The sequence below is a fragment of the Kitasatospora sp. NPDC056800 genome (genome assembly GCF_042789775.1).
In the GTDB taxonomy this organism is placed as follows: domain Bacteria; phylum Actinomycetota; class Actinomycetes; order Streptomycetales; family Streptomycetaceae; genus Kitasatospora.
The window spans coordinates 1-13840 of sequence record NZ_JBHUAL010000242.1 but is presented as its reverse complement, the minus strand read 5'-3'; the positions used below and the strand labels follow the sequence as shown (position 1 = coordinate 13840).

At 71.4% G+C, this 13840-nt stretch carries 14 protein-coding genes; 10 read left to right on the top strand and 4 right to left on the bottom strand.

Features of this window, described 5'->3' with window-relative positions; translation table 11 throughout:
- Nucleotides 1–36: 36 nt before the first annotated feature.
- Complete coding sequence (locus ACFRQN_RS35805) at nt 37–1617, bottom strand: oxidoreductase (RefSeq protein ID WP_380744681.1); 1581 nt, start codon at nt 1615–1617, stop codon at nt 37–39.
- A gap of 91 nt (nt 1618–1708) precedes the next feature.
- Between ACFRQN_RS35805 and hisD the strand changes: the two genes are divergently transcribed.
- From hisD to hisF, 8 genes are read left to right on the top strand one after another with little or no spacing between them, the layout of a single operon-like run.
- Nucleotides 1709–3016, top strand: coding sequence for a histidinol dehydrogenase (gene hisD, locus ACFRQN_RS35800; protein ID WP_049650369.1), 1308 nt, complete (start codon nt 1709–1711; stop codon nt 3014–3016).
- Nucleotides 3017–3021: 5 nt separating this feature from the next.
- Nucleotides 3022–4122, top strand: coding sequence for a histidinol-phosphate transaminase (locus ACFRQN_RS35795; RefSeq protein ID WP_049650381.1), 1101 nt, complete (start codon nt 3022–3024; stop codon nt 4120–4122).
- Between the two features lie 4 nt (nt 4123–4126).
- Entirely contained in the window at nt 4127–4720 is a 594-nt protein-coding gene (hisB, locus tag ACFRQN_RS35790) for an imidazoleglycerol-phosphate dehydratase HisB (RefSeq protein WP_049650368.1), read from the top strand.
- 11 nt (nt 4721–4731) lie between these two features.
- A complete protein-coding gene (locus ACFRQN_RS35785) occupies nt 4732–4869 on the top strand; it encodes a hypothetical protein (RefSeq protein WP_049650367.1) in 138 nt (45 codons plus the stop codon).
- Between the two features lie 31 nt (nt 4870–4900).
- A complete protein-coding gene (gene hisH, locus ACFRQN_RS35780) occupies nt 4901–5536 on the top strand; it encodes an imidazole glycerol phosphate synthase subunit HisH (RefSeq protein WP_049650366.1) in 636 nt (211 codons plus the stop codon).
- Nucleotides 5537–5555: 19 nt separating this feature from the next.
- Nucleotides 5556–6281, top strand: coding sequence for a bifunctional 1-(5-phosphoribosyl)-5-((5-phosphoribosylamino)methylideneamino)imidazole-4-carboxamide isomerase/phosphoribosylanthranilate isomerase PriA (priA, locus tag ACFRQN_RS35775; protein ID WP_107086387.1), 726 nt, complete (start codon nt 5556–5558; stop codon nt 6279–6281).
- Complete coding sequence (locus ACFRQN_RS35770; protein ID WP_380744679.1) at nt 6278–6841, top strand: RidA family protein; 564 nt, start codon at nt 6278–6280, stop codon at nt 6839–6841. Before priA ends, ACFRQN_RS35770 begins: the two co-directional genes overlap by 4 nt.
- A complete protein-coding gene (gene hisF / locus ACFRQN_RS35765) occupies nt 6838–7608 on the top strand; it encodes an imidazole glycerol phosphate synthase subunit HisF (RefSeq protein WP_049650364.1) in 771 nt (256 codons plus the stop codon). Before ACFRQN_RS35770 ends, hisF begins: the two co-directional genes overlap by 4 nt.
- A gap of 71 nt (nt 7609–7679) precedes the next feature.
- Here hisF and ACFRQN_RS35760 read toward each other — a convergent pair whose 3' ends face one another.
- A complete protein-coding gene (locus ACFRQN_RS35760) occupies nt 7680–8459 on the bottom strand; it encodes a VOC family protein (protein ID WP_380744677.1) in 780 nt (259 codons plus the stop codon).
- 219 nt (nt 8460–8678) lie between these two features.
- Here ACFRQN_RS35760 and ACFRQN_RS35755 point away from each other — a divergent pair, with 219 nt between their 5' ends.
- Both ACFRQN_RS35755 and ACFRQN_RS35750 read left to right on the top strand, forming a co-directional pair.
- Nucleotides 8679–9218: a SigE family RNA polymerase sigma factor gene (locus ACFRQN_RS35755; protein ID WP_255357401.1), complete on the top strand. Its 540-nt coding sequence runs from the start codon at nt 8679–8681 to the stop codon at nt 9216–9218.
- Nucleotides 9218–9808 (top strand): PASTA domain-containing protein, encoded by a 591-nt coding sequence (locus ACFRQN_RS35750; RefSeq protein WP_380744675.1) that lies wholly within the window; start codon nt 9218–9220, stop codon nt 9806–9808. The genes ACFRQN_RS35755 and ACFRQN_RS35750 overlap by 1 nt, the downstream gene beginning before the upstream one ends.
- Nucleotides 9809–9885: 77 nt before the next feature.
- Here the strand turns inward: ACFRQN_RS35750 and ACFRQN_RS35745 are convergent, their stop codons facing one another.
- Both ACFRQN_RS35745 and ACFRQN_RS35740 read right to left on the bottom strand, forming a co-directional pair.
- Complete coding sequence (locus tag ACFRQN_RS35745) at nt 9886–10530, bottom strand: TIGR03085 family metal-binding protein (RefSeq protein ID WP_380744673.1); 645 nt, start codon at nt 10528–10530, stop codon at nt 9886–9888.
- 245 nt (nt 10531–10775) lie between these two features.
- Entirely contained in the window at nt 10776–13673 is a 2898-nt protein-coding gene (locus ACFRQN_RS35740; RefSeq protein ID WP_380744670.1) for a hypothetical protein, read from the bottom strand.
- Nucleotides 13674–13840: the final 167 nt, after the last annotated feature.

Genomic DNA, 13840 nt, shown 5'->3' with positions numbered 1-13840 from the left:
GGCCCGGCCGCTCGCCGGGCCCGTCCACCGGAGGGCTCAACCGCGCTGGAGCATCCGCGTGGCGCCGGCCACGACCGTGGAGGCGAGCAGCCAGCCGACCACGACCAGCCCGGCGGAGATCCACTGGGTGAGGCCGCCGGGGTTCCAGCCGCCCTGGTTGAGGTCCACGATCGGCAGCAGCTGGTTGAGGGTGTACAGCACCGGGTTCCAGTGCGGGCGCTCGTCGGCCTTGAGCGGATCCAGCGGGTGGGTGGCGAACCAGAGGCTGCCGAGGACCCAGGCGAGCAGCAGCCACAGGCCCGCCCGGCCCGGGCGGTAGCCGTAGCCGACGGTCGCGTCCTGGACGGCGCCCCAGATCCGGGCCGGCAGCGGCAGGGTGCGGCGGCGCCGGCGCTGCTTGGCGTACAGCACCTCGCGGGCGTCGTCGTCGGCGCCGTCGCGGCGCAGGGCGGCCGCGAGCTGCTCGTAGGACTCGGGCTGGAAGTCCACCGAGGAGCCCTCCAGCCAGGCGATCCGCTGCTGGACGGGGAAGGCGCCGACCGGGCGCAGGTTCTCGTAGACGAAGCCGGTGAGGCCCAGGTGCTTGCCGAGCGGCCAGGCCTCCGGGGTGTCGACCAGGTTGCCGACCCGGGCCCGGGAGAGCGAGACGGTGCCGGTCGGGCGGGCCTTGCAGGTGAAGCGCAGCTCCGGGGTGTGGATGCGGCGCAGCGAGAGCTCGTCCTCGTCCTCCAGGTGGAACTCGCCGGAGACCAGGCAGGCGCCGTCGAAGCGGCTGTCGGACAGCCGTACCCGGCCGAAGGCGCGGAACGGGGTGACGGGCCCGTCGGGCGGCGGGTTCTCGCCGTAGCCGGAGCCGTAGTAGCCGCGGGAGCCGACCCAGCCGAGGTCGGCGGAGCCGGTCAGGTAGAGGGTGTGGCCGACGGTGACCCGCACGGCGTTGAGGCAGGTGGGATTGTGCCGCCGGTCGGCGCGCAGCTGGGCGCCGCGCAGCGAGAGCCGGCCGCCTATCCGGGCGGTGCGCACGCTCAGCTCGCCCCGGGTCTCCAGGCGTTCGGCCTCGAAGTCCTGGTTGACGGTGATCCCGTCGGCGGAGACGGCGCGGCCGTGGCGGTCGCCGCCGACGACGGTCTGGTTGAGCAGCAGGTCGGTGCCGATCCGGGCGTCGGTGAGCCGGATGCCGTCGGGGACGCGGCAGCGGGCGAGGTGGAGGTCGCCGGTGGTGGAGAGCCGGGAGGCCTCCAGCCGGGGGATCAGGCAGTTCACGAAGCGCAGCGTGGAGGCCGCCGCCTCGGAGATGAGGATCTTGTGCGCGAAGCGGCAGTCGTGCAGCTCGACGTAGTCGTCGATGGCGCCCCCGGCCAGGTTGAGCGCGCCGGTGACCAGGACGCCGCTGAACCGCAGCGAGGCGACCCGCCCGGGGGCGGGCTCCGGTCCTACCAGCAGCAGATGGGCGAGCACCTCGGCGCGGACGGTGCGGTCGGGGCCCCAGGGGGCGTCGCCGAAGGGGTCGTCGGTGTTGGCTTCGCCACTGCGGAGGTCCAGGATCTCGCCCTGGCGGTAGGCCTCCCAGAGCGCGCGTTCCGTGTCCGTCCAGCCCTCTGGAGCGCGCTCCGCCATGGTTTTCCCCGTCCCCCCGGTCGTCTCGCCTTTCGTATCACGGACTGAAATGCGGGACCAGCGGTTCCGGCCACTCCTTACACTGGGTGGCGTGATCTCTCGAATCGACCTCCGCGGCTCGCTGGACGACCCGCGTGACCTGCTGCCCCGTGCCGAGTTCGACGTCGCGGCCGCCCTGGAGAAGGTGCGGCCGATCGCCGAGGACGTACGCCATCGCGGGGTCGCGGCGCTGATCGAGATCACCGAACGCTTCGACGGCGTCCGGCTGGAGTCGACCCGGGTCCCGGCCGAGCAGCTGACCGAGGCCCTGGAGACGCTGGACCCGAAGGTGCGGGCCGCCCTGGAGGAGTCGATCCGCCGGGCCCGCGCCGTGCACGCCGACCAGCGCCGTACCGGGCACACCACCCAGGTGGTGCCGGGCGGCACGGTCACCCAGCGCTGGGTGCCGGTCGAGCGGGTCGGCCTGTACGTGCCGGGCGGGCTGGCGGTCTACCCGTCCTCCGTGGTGATGAACGTGGTGCCGGCCCAGGAGGCGGGCGTCCGGGGCATCGCCGTCACCTCGCCGCCGCAGAAGGAGTTCGGGGGGAGCGTCCACCCGGCCATCCTGGCGGCCTGCGCGCTGCTCGGCGTGGACGAGGTCTACTCCGTCGGCGGCGCCCAGGCGGTCGCGATGTTCGCCCTCGGCACCGAGGAGTGCGCGCCGGTGAACGTGGTCACCGGCCCCGGCAACATCTACGTCGCCGCCGCCAAGCGCTACTTCGCCGGCCGGATCGGCATCGACTCCGAGGCCGGCCCGACCGAGATCGCCGTCCTCGCCGACGACAGCGCGCTGCCGTCCGACGTCGCCGCCGACCTGATCAGCCAGGCCGAGCACGGCCCGACCTCCGGCTCGGTGCTGGTCACCGACTCCCCGGCGCTCGCCGACGCGGTCGAGGCCGAGCTGGCCGTGCAGGTCGCGCGGACCAAGCACGGCGAGCGGGTGGCCGAGGCGCTCGGCGGCAGGCAGTCCGGCATCATCCTGGTCGACGACCTGGAGCAGGGCCTCGCCGTGGTCAACGCGTACGCGGCCGAGCACCTGGAGATCCAGACCCGCGACGCCCACGCGGTGGCCGCCCGGGTGGTCAACGCCGGCGCCATCTTCATCGGCCGCTGGACCCCGGTCTCGCTGGGCGACTACGCGGCCGGCTCCAACCACGTGCTGCCGACCGGCGGCTGCGCCTGCCACTCCTCCGGGCTGTCGGTGCAGACCTTCCTGCGCGGCGTCCAGGTCGTCGAGTACGACCGGGAGGCGCTGGCGGACGTCGCCGCGCACGTGGTCAACCTGGCGAACGCCGAGGACCTGCCGGGGCACGGGGACGCCATCAAGGCCCGCTTCGAATGGACGGTGCCGGGAGCGTGACCGCCATGACTCGCATCGACGACCTCCCGATCCGCGACGAGCTGCGCGGCCAGTCCCCGTACGGCGCGCCGCAGCTGGACGTGCCCGTCCAGCTGAACACCAACGAGAACCCGTACCCGCTGCCCGAGGAGCTGGTCGCCCGGATCGCCGAGCGCGTCGCCGAGGCCGCCCGCGGGCTGAACCGCTACCCCGACCGGGACGCGGTCGAGCTGCGCGAGGGCCTCGCCGCGTACCTCGGGAAGACCACCGGCTTCCCGGTCGCCCGGGAGCAGGTGTGGGCCGCCAACGGCTCCAACGAGGTGCTCCAGCAGCTGCTGCAGACCTTCGGCGGCCCCGGCCGCAGCGCGCTCGGCTTCGAGCCCTCGTACTCGATGCACGCGCTGATCTCCCGGGGTACCGGCACCGCCTGGATCTCCGGCCCGCGCAACGACGACTTCACCATCGACGTGGACGCCGCCGTCACCGCCATCGCGGAGCACCGGCCGAACGTGGTGTTCATCTGCTCGCCCAACAACCCGACCGGCACCGCCGTGGACGCCGACACCGTGCTGCGGCTCTACGAGGCCGCGCAGGCCGCCCGGCCCAGCCTGGTGGTGGTGGACGAGGCGTACGTCGAGTTCTCGCACCGCGCCTCGCTGCTGCCGCTGATCGAGGGCCGCCCCAACCTGGTGGTCAGCCGCACCATGTCCAAGGCCTTCGGCGCGGCCGGGCTGCGCCTGGGCTACCTGGCCGCCGACCCGGCCGTGGTGGACGCCGTCCAGCTGGTGCGCCTGCCGTACCACCTGTCGGCCGTCACCCAGGCCACCGCGCTGGCCTGCCTGGAGCACACCGACACCCTGCTCGGGTACGTCGGGCGGCTCAAGCAGGAGCGCGACCGGCTGGTCGACGCGCTGCGGGGGATGGGCCTGGAGGTCACCGACTCGGACGCCAACTTCGTCCAGTTCGGCCGCTTCGCCGACACCCACGCGGTGTGGCAGGCCATCCTCGACCAGGGCGTCCTGGTCCGCGACAACGGCGTCCCCGGGTGGCTGCGCGTCACCGCCGGCACGCCCGCCGAGAACGACGCCTTCCTGGACGCCGTCCGTTCTGTGATCAAGGAGCTCTAACCCCATGTCCCGCATCGGACGCGTCGAGCGCACCACCAAGGAGACCTCGGTCCTGGTCGAGATAGACCTCGACGGCACCGGGAGGACCGACATCTCCACCGGCGTCGGCTTCTACGACCACATGCTCGACCAGCTCGGCCGGCACGGCCTGTTCGACCTCACCGTCAAGACCGACGGCGACCTGCACATCGACACCCACCACACCATCGAGGACACCGCCCTCGCGCTCGGCGCCGCCTTCAAGCAGGCGCTCGGCGACAAGGTGGGCATCTATCGCTTCGGCAACTGCACGGTGCCGCTGGACGAGTCGCTCGCCCAGGTCACCGTGGACCTCTCCGGCCGGCCGTACCTGGTGCACACCGAGCCCGAGGGCATCGCCCCGATGATCGGCTCGTACGACACCACGATGACCCGGCACATCCTGGAGTCCTTCGTGGCCCAGGCGCAGATCGCGCTGCACGTCCACGTGCCGTACGGGCGCAACGCGCACCACATCGTGGAGTGCCAGTTCAAGGCGCTGGCCCGGGCGCTGCGCTACGCCGCCGAGCGCGACCCGCGCGCGGCCGGAATCCTCCCGTCCACCAAGGGTGCGCTGTGAGCAATACTGCGATGATCCTCATCTTCGTCGGCCTCTTCCTGGCCGGCGGAGTCATCTCCTTCTGGAAGCAGAAGCAGTCGAAGAGCGTCATCCTGGTGCTGGCCTTCGGCGCCGTGATGTGCCTGGCCTCCGGCCTCATGCGCCTGTAACACCCGCCGTAGAGAGACTGGACACCTGAACATGGGCAAGAACGTCGTCGTCCTCGACTACGGCTCCGGCAACCTCCGCTCCGCGCAGCGCGCCCTGGAGCGGACCGGGGCGGACGTCACGGTCAGCTCCGACTACGACACCGCGATGGCCGCGGACGGCCTGCTCGTCCCCGGCGTGGGCGCCTACGAGGCCTGCATGCGCGGGCTCAAGTCCGTCCGCGGGGACTGGATCATCGGCCGCCGGCTCGCCGGGGGCCGACCGGTCATGGGCATCTGCGTCGGCATGCAGATCCTCTTCGAGAAGGGGGTCGAGCACGGCGTGGAGACGGCCGGCTGCGACGAGTGGCCGGGCGTCGTCGAGCCGCTGGAGGCCCCCGTCGTCCCGCACATGGGCTGGAACACCGTGGACGTCCCCGAGGGCAGCCGGATGTTCGCCGGCCTCGACCCGGAGACCCGCTTCTACTTCGTGCACTCCTACGGGGTGCGGCACTGGGAGCTGGAGACCCACAGCGCGCGGATCAACCCGCCGCTGGTCACCTGGGCCACCCACGGGCAGCCGTTCGTCGCGGCCGTCGAGAACGGCCCGCTGTGGGCCACCCAGTTCCACCCCGAGAAGTCCGGCGACGCCGGCGCCGCCCTGCTGACCAACTGGGTCAACACCCTCTGACTTTCTGAGAGTTGGATCTCTGATGAGCCTCGAACTGCTGCCCGCCGTCGACGTCCGTGACGGCCAGGCCGTCCGCCTGGTCAAGGGCGCCTCCGGCACCGAGACCTCCTTCGGCGAGCCGCTCGCCGCCGCCCTCGCCTGGCAGAACGCCGGCGCCGAGTGGCTGCACCTGGTCGACCTCGACGCCGCCTTCGGCACCGGCAGCAACTACGAGCTGCTGCGCGAGGTCACCGGACAGCTGGACGTCAAGGTCGAGCTGTCCGGCGGCATCCGCGACGACGAGTCGCTCGCCCGCGCGCTCGCCACCGGCTGCACCCGGGTCAACCTCGGCACCGCCGCCCTGGAGGCCCCCGAGTGGGTCGCCAAGGCCATCGCCGAGCACGGCGACAAGATCGCCGTCGGCCTGGACGTGGTCGGCACCACCCTGCGCGGCCGCGGCTGGACCCGCGACGGCGGCCAGCTCTTCGACGTGCTGGCCCGGCTGAACGCGGAGGGCTGCGCCCGCTACGTCGTCACCGACGTCAACCGGGACGGCACCCTGACCGGCCCCAACCTCCAGCTGCTGCGCGACGTCTGCGCCGCGACCGACCGGCCCGTGGTCGCCTCCGGCGGCGTCTCCTCGCTCGACGACCTGCGCGCGATCGCCTCGCTCGTGGGCGAGGGTGTCGAGGGCGCCATCGTGGGCAAGGCACTCTACGAGCAGAAGTTCACCCTCGAAGAGGCCCTGGAGGCGGTTTCAGGATGACGGACGGTCGGATCGTACGCGGGCAGGTCGTAGCCGGTCGGGGCGAGGCCGGGCAGGTCGTGGCCGGTCGGGTCGTGGCCGGTCGGGTCGGCGGATTCTCCCCCTGGGAGGACGAGTTCGGCTACTCCCGGGCCGTCGCCGCGGGCGACCACGTGCACGTGGCCGGCTCCACCGCCTGGGTGGACGGCCGGATCGAGCACGAGGGCGACCCGTACCGGCAGACCCTCGCCGCGTTCGGCGTCGGGCTCACCGCCCTGGCCGCGTACGGTCTGACCACCGACGACGTGGTCCGCACCCGGATGTACATCACCCACGTCCGCGACGCCGAGGAGGTGGGCCGCGCCCACCGCGAACTCTTCGACGCCGCACGCCCGGTGGCCACCATGGTGGTGGTCGACGGGCTGATCGACTCCCGGATGCTGGTCGAGGTCGAACTCGACGCGTACCGGTCCGGACTGGCAAAGACCCTGGAAGCCCCGGAAACCCCGGACACCCCGGAAGTTTCGGACGTCCCGGAAGCCTCGGAAGCCCTGGAAGTTGTGGAAGGCGAACAGCCGTGACCCTCGCAGTACGTGTCATCCCCTGCCTGGACGTGGACGCCGGGCGGGTGGTCAAGGGCGTCAACTTCCAGAACCTGCGCGACGCCGGCGACCCGGTCGAGATGGCCAAGCTCTACGACGCCGAAGGCGCCGACGAGCTGACCTTCCTCGACATCACCGCCTCCTCCGGCGACCGGGAGACCACCTACGACGTGGTCCGCCGCACCGCCGAACAGGTCTTCATCCCGCTCACGGTGGGCGGCGGCATCCGTGCCGTCGAGGACGTCGACAAGCTGCTGCGGGCCGGCGCCGACAAGGTCGGCGTCAACACCGCGGCCATCGCCCGGCCGGAGCTGGTCCGCGAGATCGCCCAGCGGTTCGGGCGGCAGGTCCTGGTGCTCTCGGTGGACGCCCGGCGCTGCCCGCCCGGGACGGAGACCGAGTCCGGCTTCGAGGTCACCACCCACGGCGGGCGGCAGGGCACCGGGCTCGACGCCGTCGCCTGGGCGGGCCGCGCCGCCGAACTCGGCGCGGGCGAGATCCTGCTCAACTCGATGGACGCGGACGGCACCAAGGACGGCTACGACCTGGAGCTGATCCGGGCCGTGCGCAAGAGCGTCTCGGTGCCGGTGATCGCCTCCGGCGGCGCGGGCAAGCTCGCGGACTTCGCGCCGGCCGTCGACGCGGGCGCGGACGCGGTGCTGGCCGCCAGCGTGTTCCACTTCGGGGACCTGCGGATCGGCGAGGTCAAGGGCGCGCTGCGGGAGGCCGGGCACCCGGTGCGGTGAGTTCTTCGCGGTGCTTGTTCGCGAGCGCGTTTTGCGAACGCGAACAGGCACCGTGTCCGTTGTTCCTTCGCTCAGGCCTGGTTCGGGTCGCCCTTGATCAGGGCGAAGGGGGCGCCGTTCGGGTCCGCGACCCACGCGATCCGGCCGACGTTCTTCACGTTCTCGGGCCCCATCAGCACCGAGCCACCGGCCGCCGTCGCCTTGGCCACCCGCGCGTCCACGTCCGCGGTCGCGAAGTACGGCGTCCAGGCGGACGGCTGCGCCGGGGCCATGGTCGGCGCGATGCCGCCGAAGCTGGTCGCCTGCTGGTCGCCCTCGGCGGTGGAGACCACCCGGTAGCTCATGCCCGGCGACGGCTCGAAGTTCTCCACCCGCCAGCCGAACAGCTTCTCGTAGAAGGCGAAGGCGACGTCCGGGGCGGAGGTGTGCAGCTCGGCCCAGACCAGGGCGCCCTCCTCGGACACCGCGTCCAGCCCCTTGGTGCTCCCCGCCTGCCAGACGGCGAAATCGGCGCCCTGCGGGTCGGTGAGCGCGGAGAACCGGCCCTCCTGCATGACGTCCGACGGCGGCACCCGGACGCCGGCGCCGGCCTGCTCGGCCGCCTTGGCGGTGGCGTCCGCGTCGGCGGTGCGGAAGTACGTCGTCCACGCGGACCGCGCGCCCTCGTCGAGGTGGCCGATGGCGCCGACGGTCCTGCCGTCCAGCTGGACGAACCCGTAGCCGCCGGTCCCGGGGATCTCCAGGAACGTCCAGCCGAACACCTGGTTGTAGAACCCGGCGGTGGCGGGGATGTCCGGGCTGCCCAGGTCGATCCAGCAGGGCGAGCCGATGGGGAAGTCGGTGGTGAGCATGTGCGGGGTGCCCTTCGACGGAGGGACGGCCGGGCGTGCCCGGGTCGGACCCCGGCCACCTGCGAGTCTGCACCCGGGGTCTGACATCCGCAGCCGGGGGAGGCCGCCGGGGCCCGCTGTGAGCCGCGTCACTTCCCCGCCCGCCGTGCAGCAGCCGGCGGGCGGGCGCCGTCAAGAGGGTGGAAAAGACGGCGGCAGAGAGTGAGGCCACGGGTGAGGCTGCGCAGGGGCAGTCCCGGGATCGACTTCGTCGAGTTCGTGGAACAGCGTTCGGGCGCGCTGTTCCGCACGGCGTACGTGCTCACCGGCGACGCCCACACCGCGGAGGACCTCGTCCAGGAGGCACTGGAACGGGCCTGCCGGCACTGGCGGCGGGTCGCGCGCGCCGAGGTGCCCGAGGCGTACGTGCGCCGGATCCTCGTGAACCTGGCCAACGACCGCTGGCGGCGCCTGCACCGCTCGGGCGAGCGCCCCGCGCCGGAGCCCGCCGTCGAACACCCCGACCCCCGCGACGCCTACCGGTCGGTGGAACTGCGCGCCGAACTCGTCGCGGCGCTGCACACCCTGCCGATGGGGATGCGCACCGTGGTCGTCCTGTACTACCTCCACGACCTGGGGGACCGGGAGATCGCGCAGACCCTCGACATCTCCCCGGGCGCCGTGCGCTCGCAACTCTCCCGCGGGCTCGCGAAACTGCGGGCCGCGCTGCCCAGGCAGGACGCCCCGTCCGCGTCGTCGACCCCGCGTGAAGGTGCGTGATGATCCGCTTCCCGCCCCAGGACCCCGTCCCCACCCCAGGCCCCGACCCCGACTCCGACTTCGACAAGGAACTCCTCGCCGCCATGACCGCGTTCGCCGACACCACCGCCACCCCCGTGATCGACGCCGCCGGAATCCGGCGCACGGTCCGCCGGCGCACCGCCCTCACCGGGGCCGCGGCCGTGGCGGCGGTGGCCGCCATCGCCACGGGCGCGGCCCTGCTCCTGCCCGGATCGCCGAGCGGCGGCGACCGCCCGGCCGGGACCGCGCCGGCCCCGGCCGTCCACTCCGCGCCCCCGTCCCCCTCCGCCTCCCCTTCCTCCCTTTCCGCGACCAAAGGCACCCCGTCCCCCGCCGCCCCGCTCGCACCCGGCGCCACGACCGTGACCGTCCCCCCGGTCGCCGGCCTGACCCGGGACGCCGCCACCCGGCTGCTCGACGCGGCCGGACTGCACTACGAGGTCCACGAACTCACCGACTGGAAGCTGCCCGCCGGCTCGGTCATCAACTCCGCGCCCCTGCCCGGGCACACCACGGCGGCGGATACCCCCGTCCAGCTCTTCATCTCCAAGGGCCGCCCCGGAAGCTGACCGCCCGCGCCCGCGGTCCCGCCCGCGAGCGTCGCCCCTCGGCATGCCGAGAGGCCACACCGGCTTCCGCTGCTCTGCTACTTCGGGGGCAGCGGCAGGACGTGGCGGAGGGCTTCGAGGGCGTCGGGGTCGCCGTCGACAGTGAGGGTGGTCAGGGCGCCGCGGCCGTAGGTGAAGAGCACGAGTTCGGCGGGTTCGCCGGTGAGGCGGACGGTGGGGGAGCCGGCGGGGCCGACGGTGAGGGAACGGCCGTCGGGGTGGACGAGCGCCAGCCGGACGGGGGAGCGGCGGCCGGCCTCCAGGCGGGCGATCATGGGGAGACGGCGCCAGAGGGCCTCGGCGCGGCCGGGCGGGACCGGCTGCGGGGTCCAGTCGTCGGCCGCGCGCAGCACGTCCTCCGCGTGGACGAAGTACTCGACGGTGTTCGCCGCCTCGTCGGCGCCGGGCAGGGCGAACGGCGAGTAGACCGGAGGCCCGGCCCGGAACAGCCGCACCAGCTCCTCGTACGGCCGCTCGGCGTACCCGTCCTGCACCCGCCGCGTCCAGCCGGCCAGCGCCCCGACCCGGATCCCCGCCGCCGCATCGGGCCGCCGCTCCCGGACCACCAGATGCGCGGCCAGATCCCGGGTCGTCCACCCCTCACAGAGGGTGGGGGCGTCCGGCCCGGCAGCGGTGAGGAGTTGGGCGAGCCGGTGGCGTTCGGCGAGGGCGTGGTTCGACATGGTGGAAGCCTATGGGCTCATCTGCCCACCGGGCCCGGTCGGTTGCGGCGCAGCGCCGACCCGTTCGGATGCGGGCCCTTCGAATACCGCTTGGAGCGATCCCCGATCTGCTCCTGGTCATCAGGCACCCGGATCGGGTGAGTCCGGCGAACTGGCTGCAGGTGGCAAGGAACGCGGGTTTCGAGCCTAAATCGGACCAAAACTGAGACGGGCAGAGCCCTCCGAAGCGCCTCGGTCTTTGTGGTTCAGACATCGGCTCCGGCGAGGAGTCGCTCTGCCCGTGCGGGGTCGAGATCCCACTGAAGGGCGATCGTTGTCAGACCGTGCAGCTGCTGATAGTCATCGTTTGGATGGCCGGTCGCGCCATGGGCGATGGCGGCGGCAAGGGTTGGCACGCCCGAGTTCCTGAGGGTTTCGACCTCGGCGACTTCGGCTTCCACGCGGAGAGCCAGGCCGTCGAGGAAGCCGACGACCGTCTCGGTGACCGGTTCTCCCAGGCGGAGTTCCGCGATGGCGCGGCACGCCTGGCGGAACCGCGCTACTGCCTGCTCCGCAACTTCCTGATGCCGGGAGTCGATCTCTCGAAGGCTCGCAAGGTCAGCCAATCCGGAGAGGCACTGAAGGGCCTGGTGGGCATCGATGCAGGCATCGGTGAGTGGCGTCGGGTACGCCTCGGGCAGTGTTGCCTTCCAGGTGTCGAAGAGTCCGATCCCGGGCCACAGCGTCGTTTGGAGCTGGTGTGCCATGAGTCTGACCGGCCTGCCGGCGATCAGGGGTACAAGCAGGACTGCCCTACGGGTTCCTTGGGATCCGGGATCATGCTTGAGCAGGGCGCTCAGCTTTTCTAGTGCCGTCTGCCACTCGGTGAGTTCGTTGAGCTCCACGCCCACTGCCAGTTCCGTGGCAGGCCACTCCGTGGGGTCGGGTTCTGGGACTGGTCTGGTGTAAACGTTCACGCGGAGCCCTGCGGACGCAGCGTCGGCCTGGAGCTTCAGCGGGGCGGCATCTGCCCGTGTGTGGGCGGCCCGGCGGGCAAGATTCGCCGCCCGGGTGAGCGCTTGTGTGGAAGGTCCGGATCGGGCCTCAGCCGTGAGCGGCTTCGGTCCGAGGGTTCCCCAGGCTAGTTCCGCCAGAACGGCGTGCAGGTCGGTGAGAATCGTCGCAAGCTGGTCGAGGACATCCGGCGGCGCTTGGCCGATAAGGTGCCAGCGCTCCTCTTCCCGTACGCGCAACGCGAGTCCCTTGAGGTTTTCACCGACATAACCGGCTAGCGCCGCATACTGCTGAGGGTCGCCGATCCTTCGTGTGAGATTCTCGGCGATCCCGTTCACCAGCATTTGCAGGTGATCCGCACCGCCGCCCGGAACGACTTCGCCGACCGGCAGCGTGGACAGAAAGGAGGTGTCCACAGGGCGTACCAATGAGTTGGCCCACTCTTGCAGCTTTGCCTGCATCGTGCGTAGATCGTCGGGGTCCTTGGGGCGGCGGCCGGTGCACCAGATCCGTGCCAGCTCCGTCAGGTAGCGGTGCAGTGAGGGGAGCTCGGTATAGGCGGTGGCCGTCCGTGTAGTCCAGTCTGCGGCATTGGCCGTCATCGCGCCGATCAGCGAGCGGGTCCGAATCCATGCCACCTGGGCCGGCGACTTGTCATACTGGCGCTTCAGGTGACTGACTCCGCTGGTGAAGGCACCGATGGCCAGGGGAAAGCCGCCGGGTAGCAGATTCTGGACGTCCACACTGTCGCATTCCGGGAGACACCGCAGGAGGGTCTTCCCGAACTCTCGGAGTTCCTGTTCCGAGTCCGGCTGGGCCTGATCGGAGACGTGCAGCAGACGGGCGTACGCCACTCGACTGCCGTCCTTCTCAACAACGGATGCCTCGGTCACCCATGGCGAATGGGCCTTCAGAACACTCAGGATGTGTTCCTCGCCGCCCACGAGTCGCAGCAACTCTCCAGCCAGGCCCACCGACACGGTGCGGGCCGCGGTGAGGATGTCTCCCAGTGACTCGACGGGTGCGGCGGCAAGCACTCGACCGAATGACGAGTCGGAGAGCACCAAGGGCCAACCCGTGATGTCTAGTTCCGCTCCGGCGAGTACGGCAAGCAATCGCTGGGCTTCGGCAGGGTCGTCGCATTGAGCCAGGAGAAGACCAACGGTGGTCGTCCCGAGCAGGTCCGTCAACGCGTCGCGCAGGGGCGAACCAGATGAACCGGTCGCACGGATCTCGGAGATGGCGGCTTCGACTTCGTCTTTTAGATTCGGGAGCAGGTCCCCGTCCATCAGCGCGAACTGCAAGGTCGTGGGGCGCAAGGAGGGCGGGACCTGGTGTCGGTCGAGGATTTGCGCCCAGTCGGTGGCACAACGGGTGACGTCGGCCAGGCGAAGTGCCTGCAGAACGCCGATAGTGGCCTCCGTGCCGGACCTGCGTGAGAGTTCGACTGTGATCTGGTCCAGCACGACGGAGTCCAGGTCAGGACGGTCGGAAAGAACGCCGACGACGAAGGGCTGGAGCTGTGCGTCCGTCAGTAGCTGCATCACCGCACTCACGGTCTCGTCCAGAACCGGAGGCGGGAACGCGTGTACGGCGTCGGCCAGGCGGGCAGAGCGTAGCTGGTGCAGTCCTGACAGCCGCCCCTGCCGTTCGTGGACGAGGTGTTCGTCCGCCAGGCGGGCCAAAGCGATGCGAAGGTCCGAGTCCTCGAGGCCGATTTGCTGTTGAAGAGCCCGAAGGGGCAGATCGACGCCCCAGCGGTGGGCGATCGAGGTTCTGGCCAGGATCTCGATCTCTGCTTGTCGCCCCTCGGCCACCCTTCGTTCGACCTGTTCCGACAGGACGTCGGCAAGCCGTCGTCCACGCGTGAGGAGGTGCGTGAACTCCAGGGTCAGCCCGTCCGCTGCTTCGTACGCTTCACGCCAGTGCGGAGCCATCGTGGCACCGGACGCCGACAGCGCTGTGTGGATCTGCTCCGCGACCTCTTCGTCGAGCGACACTGTGATCTGGGCGCAGTCTGCCTGGCTGCGGAGGAGTAGGAGGTCCTCACTTCGGACGGAGCCCAGCAACATGGTGCCGGGGATCGGCGCGAGCTCGCGGTGGAGGGCATCCCAGGCGTCGGCCGCACCGATCCCGATGCCGTCCACCACGAAGCCAACCGGAGACCGGGTCGAGGGTTTCAGCGCCCCGGCCAGTCGTACCAACGGTGCGATGTCCTCGGCTCGGAGCCGCCGAATCCGGTACCAGAGCACATGTCTCGTCGCATAGGCGGCCGTCCACATCACGGTGGACTTACCGACGCCGGAGGGGCCGGTAA

What these genes read in the sequence shown, in the direction of transcription:
- ACFRQN_RS35760 (WP_380744677.1), bottom strand. Translation starts at nt 8,459, where the DNA reads ATGCTCACCACCGACTTCCCCATCGGCTCGCCCTGCTGGATCGACCTG.
- ACFRQN_RS35745 (WP_380744673.1), bottom strand. Translation starts at nt 10,530, where the DNA reads ATGTCGAACCACGCCCTCGCCGAACGCCACCGGCTCGCCCAACTCCTC.
- ACFRQN_RS35805 (WP_380744681.1), bottom strand. Translation starts at nt 1,617, where the DNA reads ATGGCGGAGCGCGCTCCAGAGGGCTGGACGGACACGGAACGCGCGCTC.
- ACFRQN_RS35750 (WP_380744675.1), top strand. Translation starts at nt 9,218, where the DNA reads ATGATCCGCTTCCCGCCCCAGGACCCCGTCCCCACCCCAGGCCCCGAC.
- hisB (WP_049650368.1), top strand. Translation starts at nt 4,127, where the DNA reads ATGTCCCGCATCGGACGCGTCGAGCGCACCACCAAGGAGACCTCGGTC.
- ACFRQN_RS35770 (WP_380744679.1), top strand. Translation starts at nt 6,278, where the DNA reads ATGACGGACGGTCGGATCGTACGCGGGCAGGTCGTAGCCGGTCGGGGC.
- ACFRQN_RS35795 (WP_049650381.1), top strand. Translation starts at nt 3,022, where the DNA reads ATGACTCGCATCGACGACCTCCCGATCCGCGACGAGCTGCGCGGCCAG.
- hisH (WP_049650366.1), top strand. Translation starts at nt 4,901, where the DNA reads ATGGGCAAGAACGTCGTCGTCCTCGACTACGGCTCCGGCAACCTCCGC.
- ACFRQN_RS35785 (WP_049650367.1), top strand. Translation starts at nt 4,732, where the DNA reads ATGATCCTCATCTTCGTCGGCCTCTTCCTGGCCGGCGGAGTCATCTCC.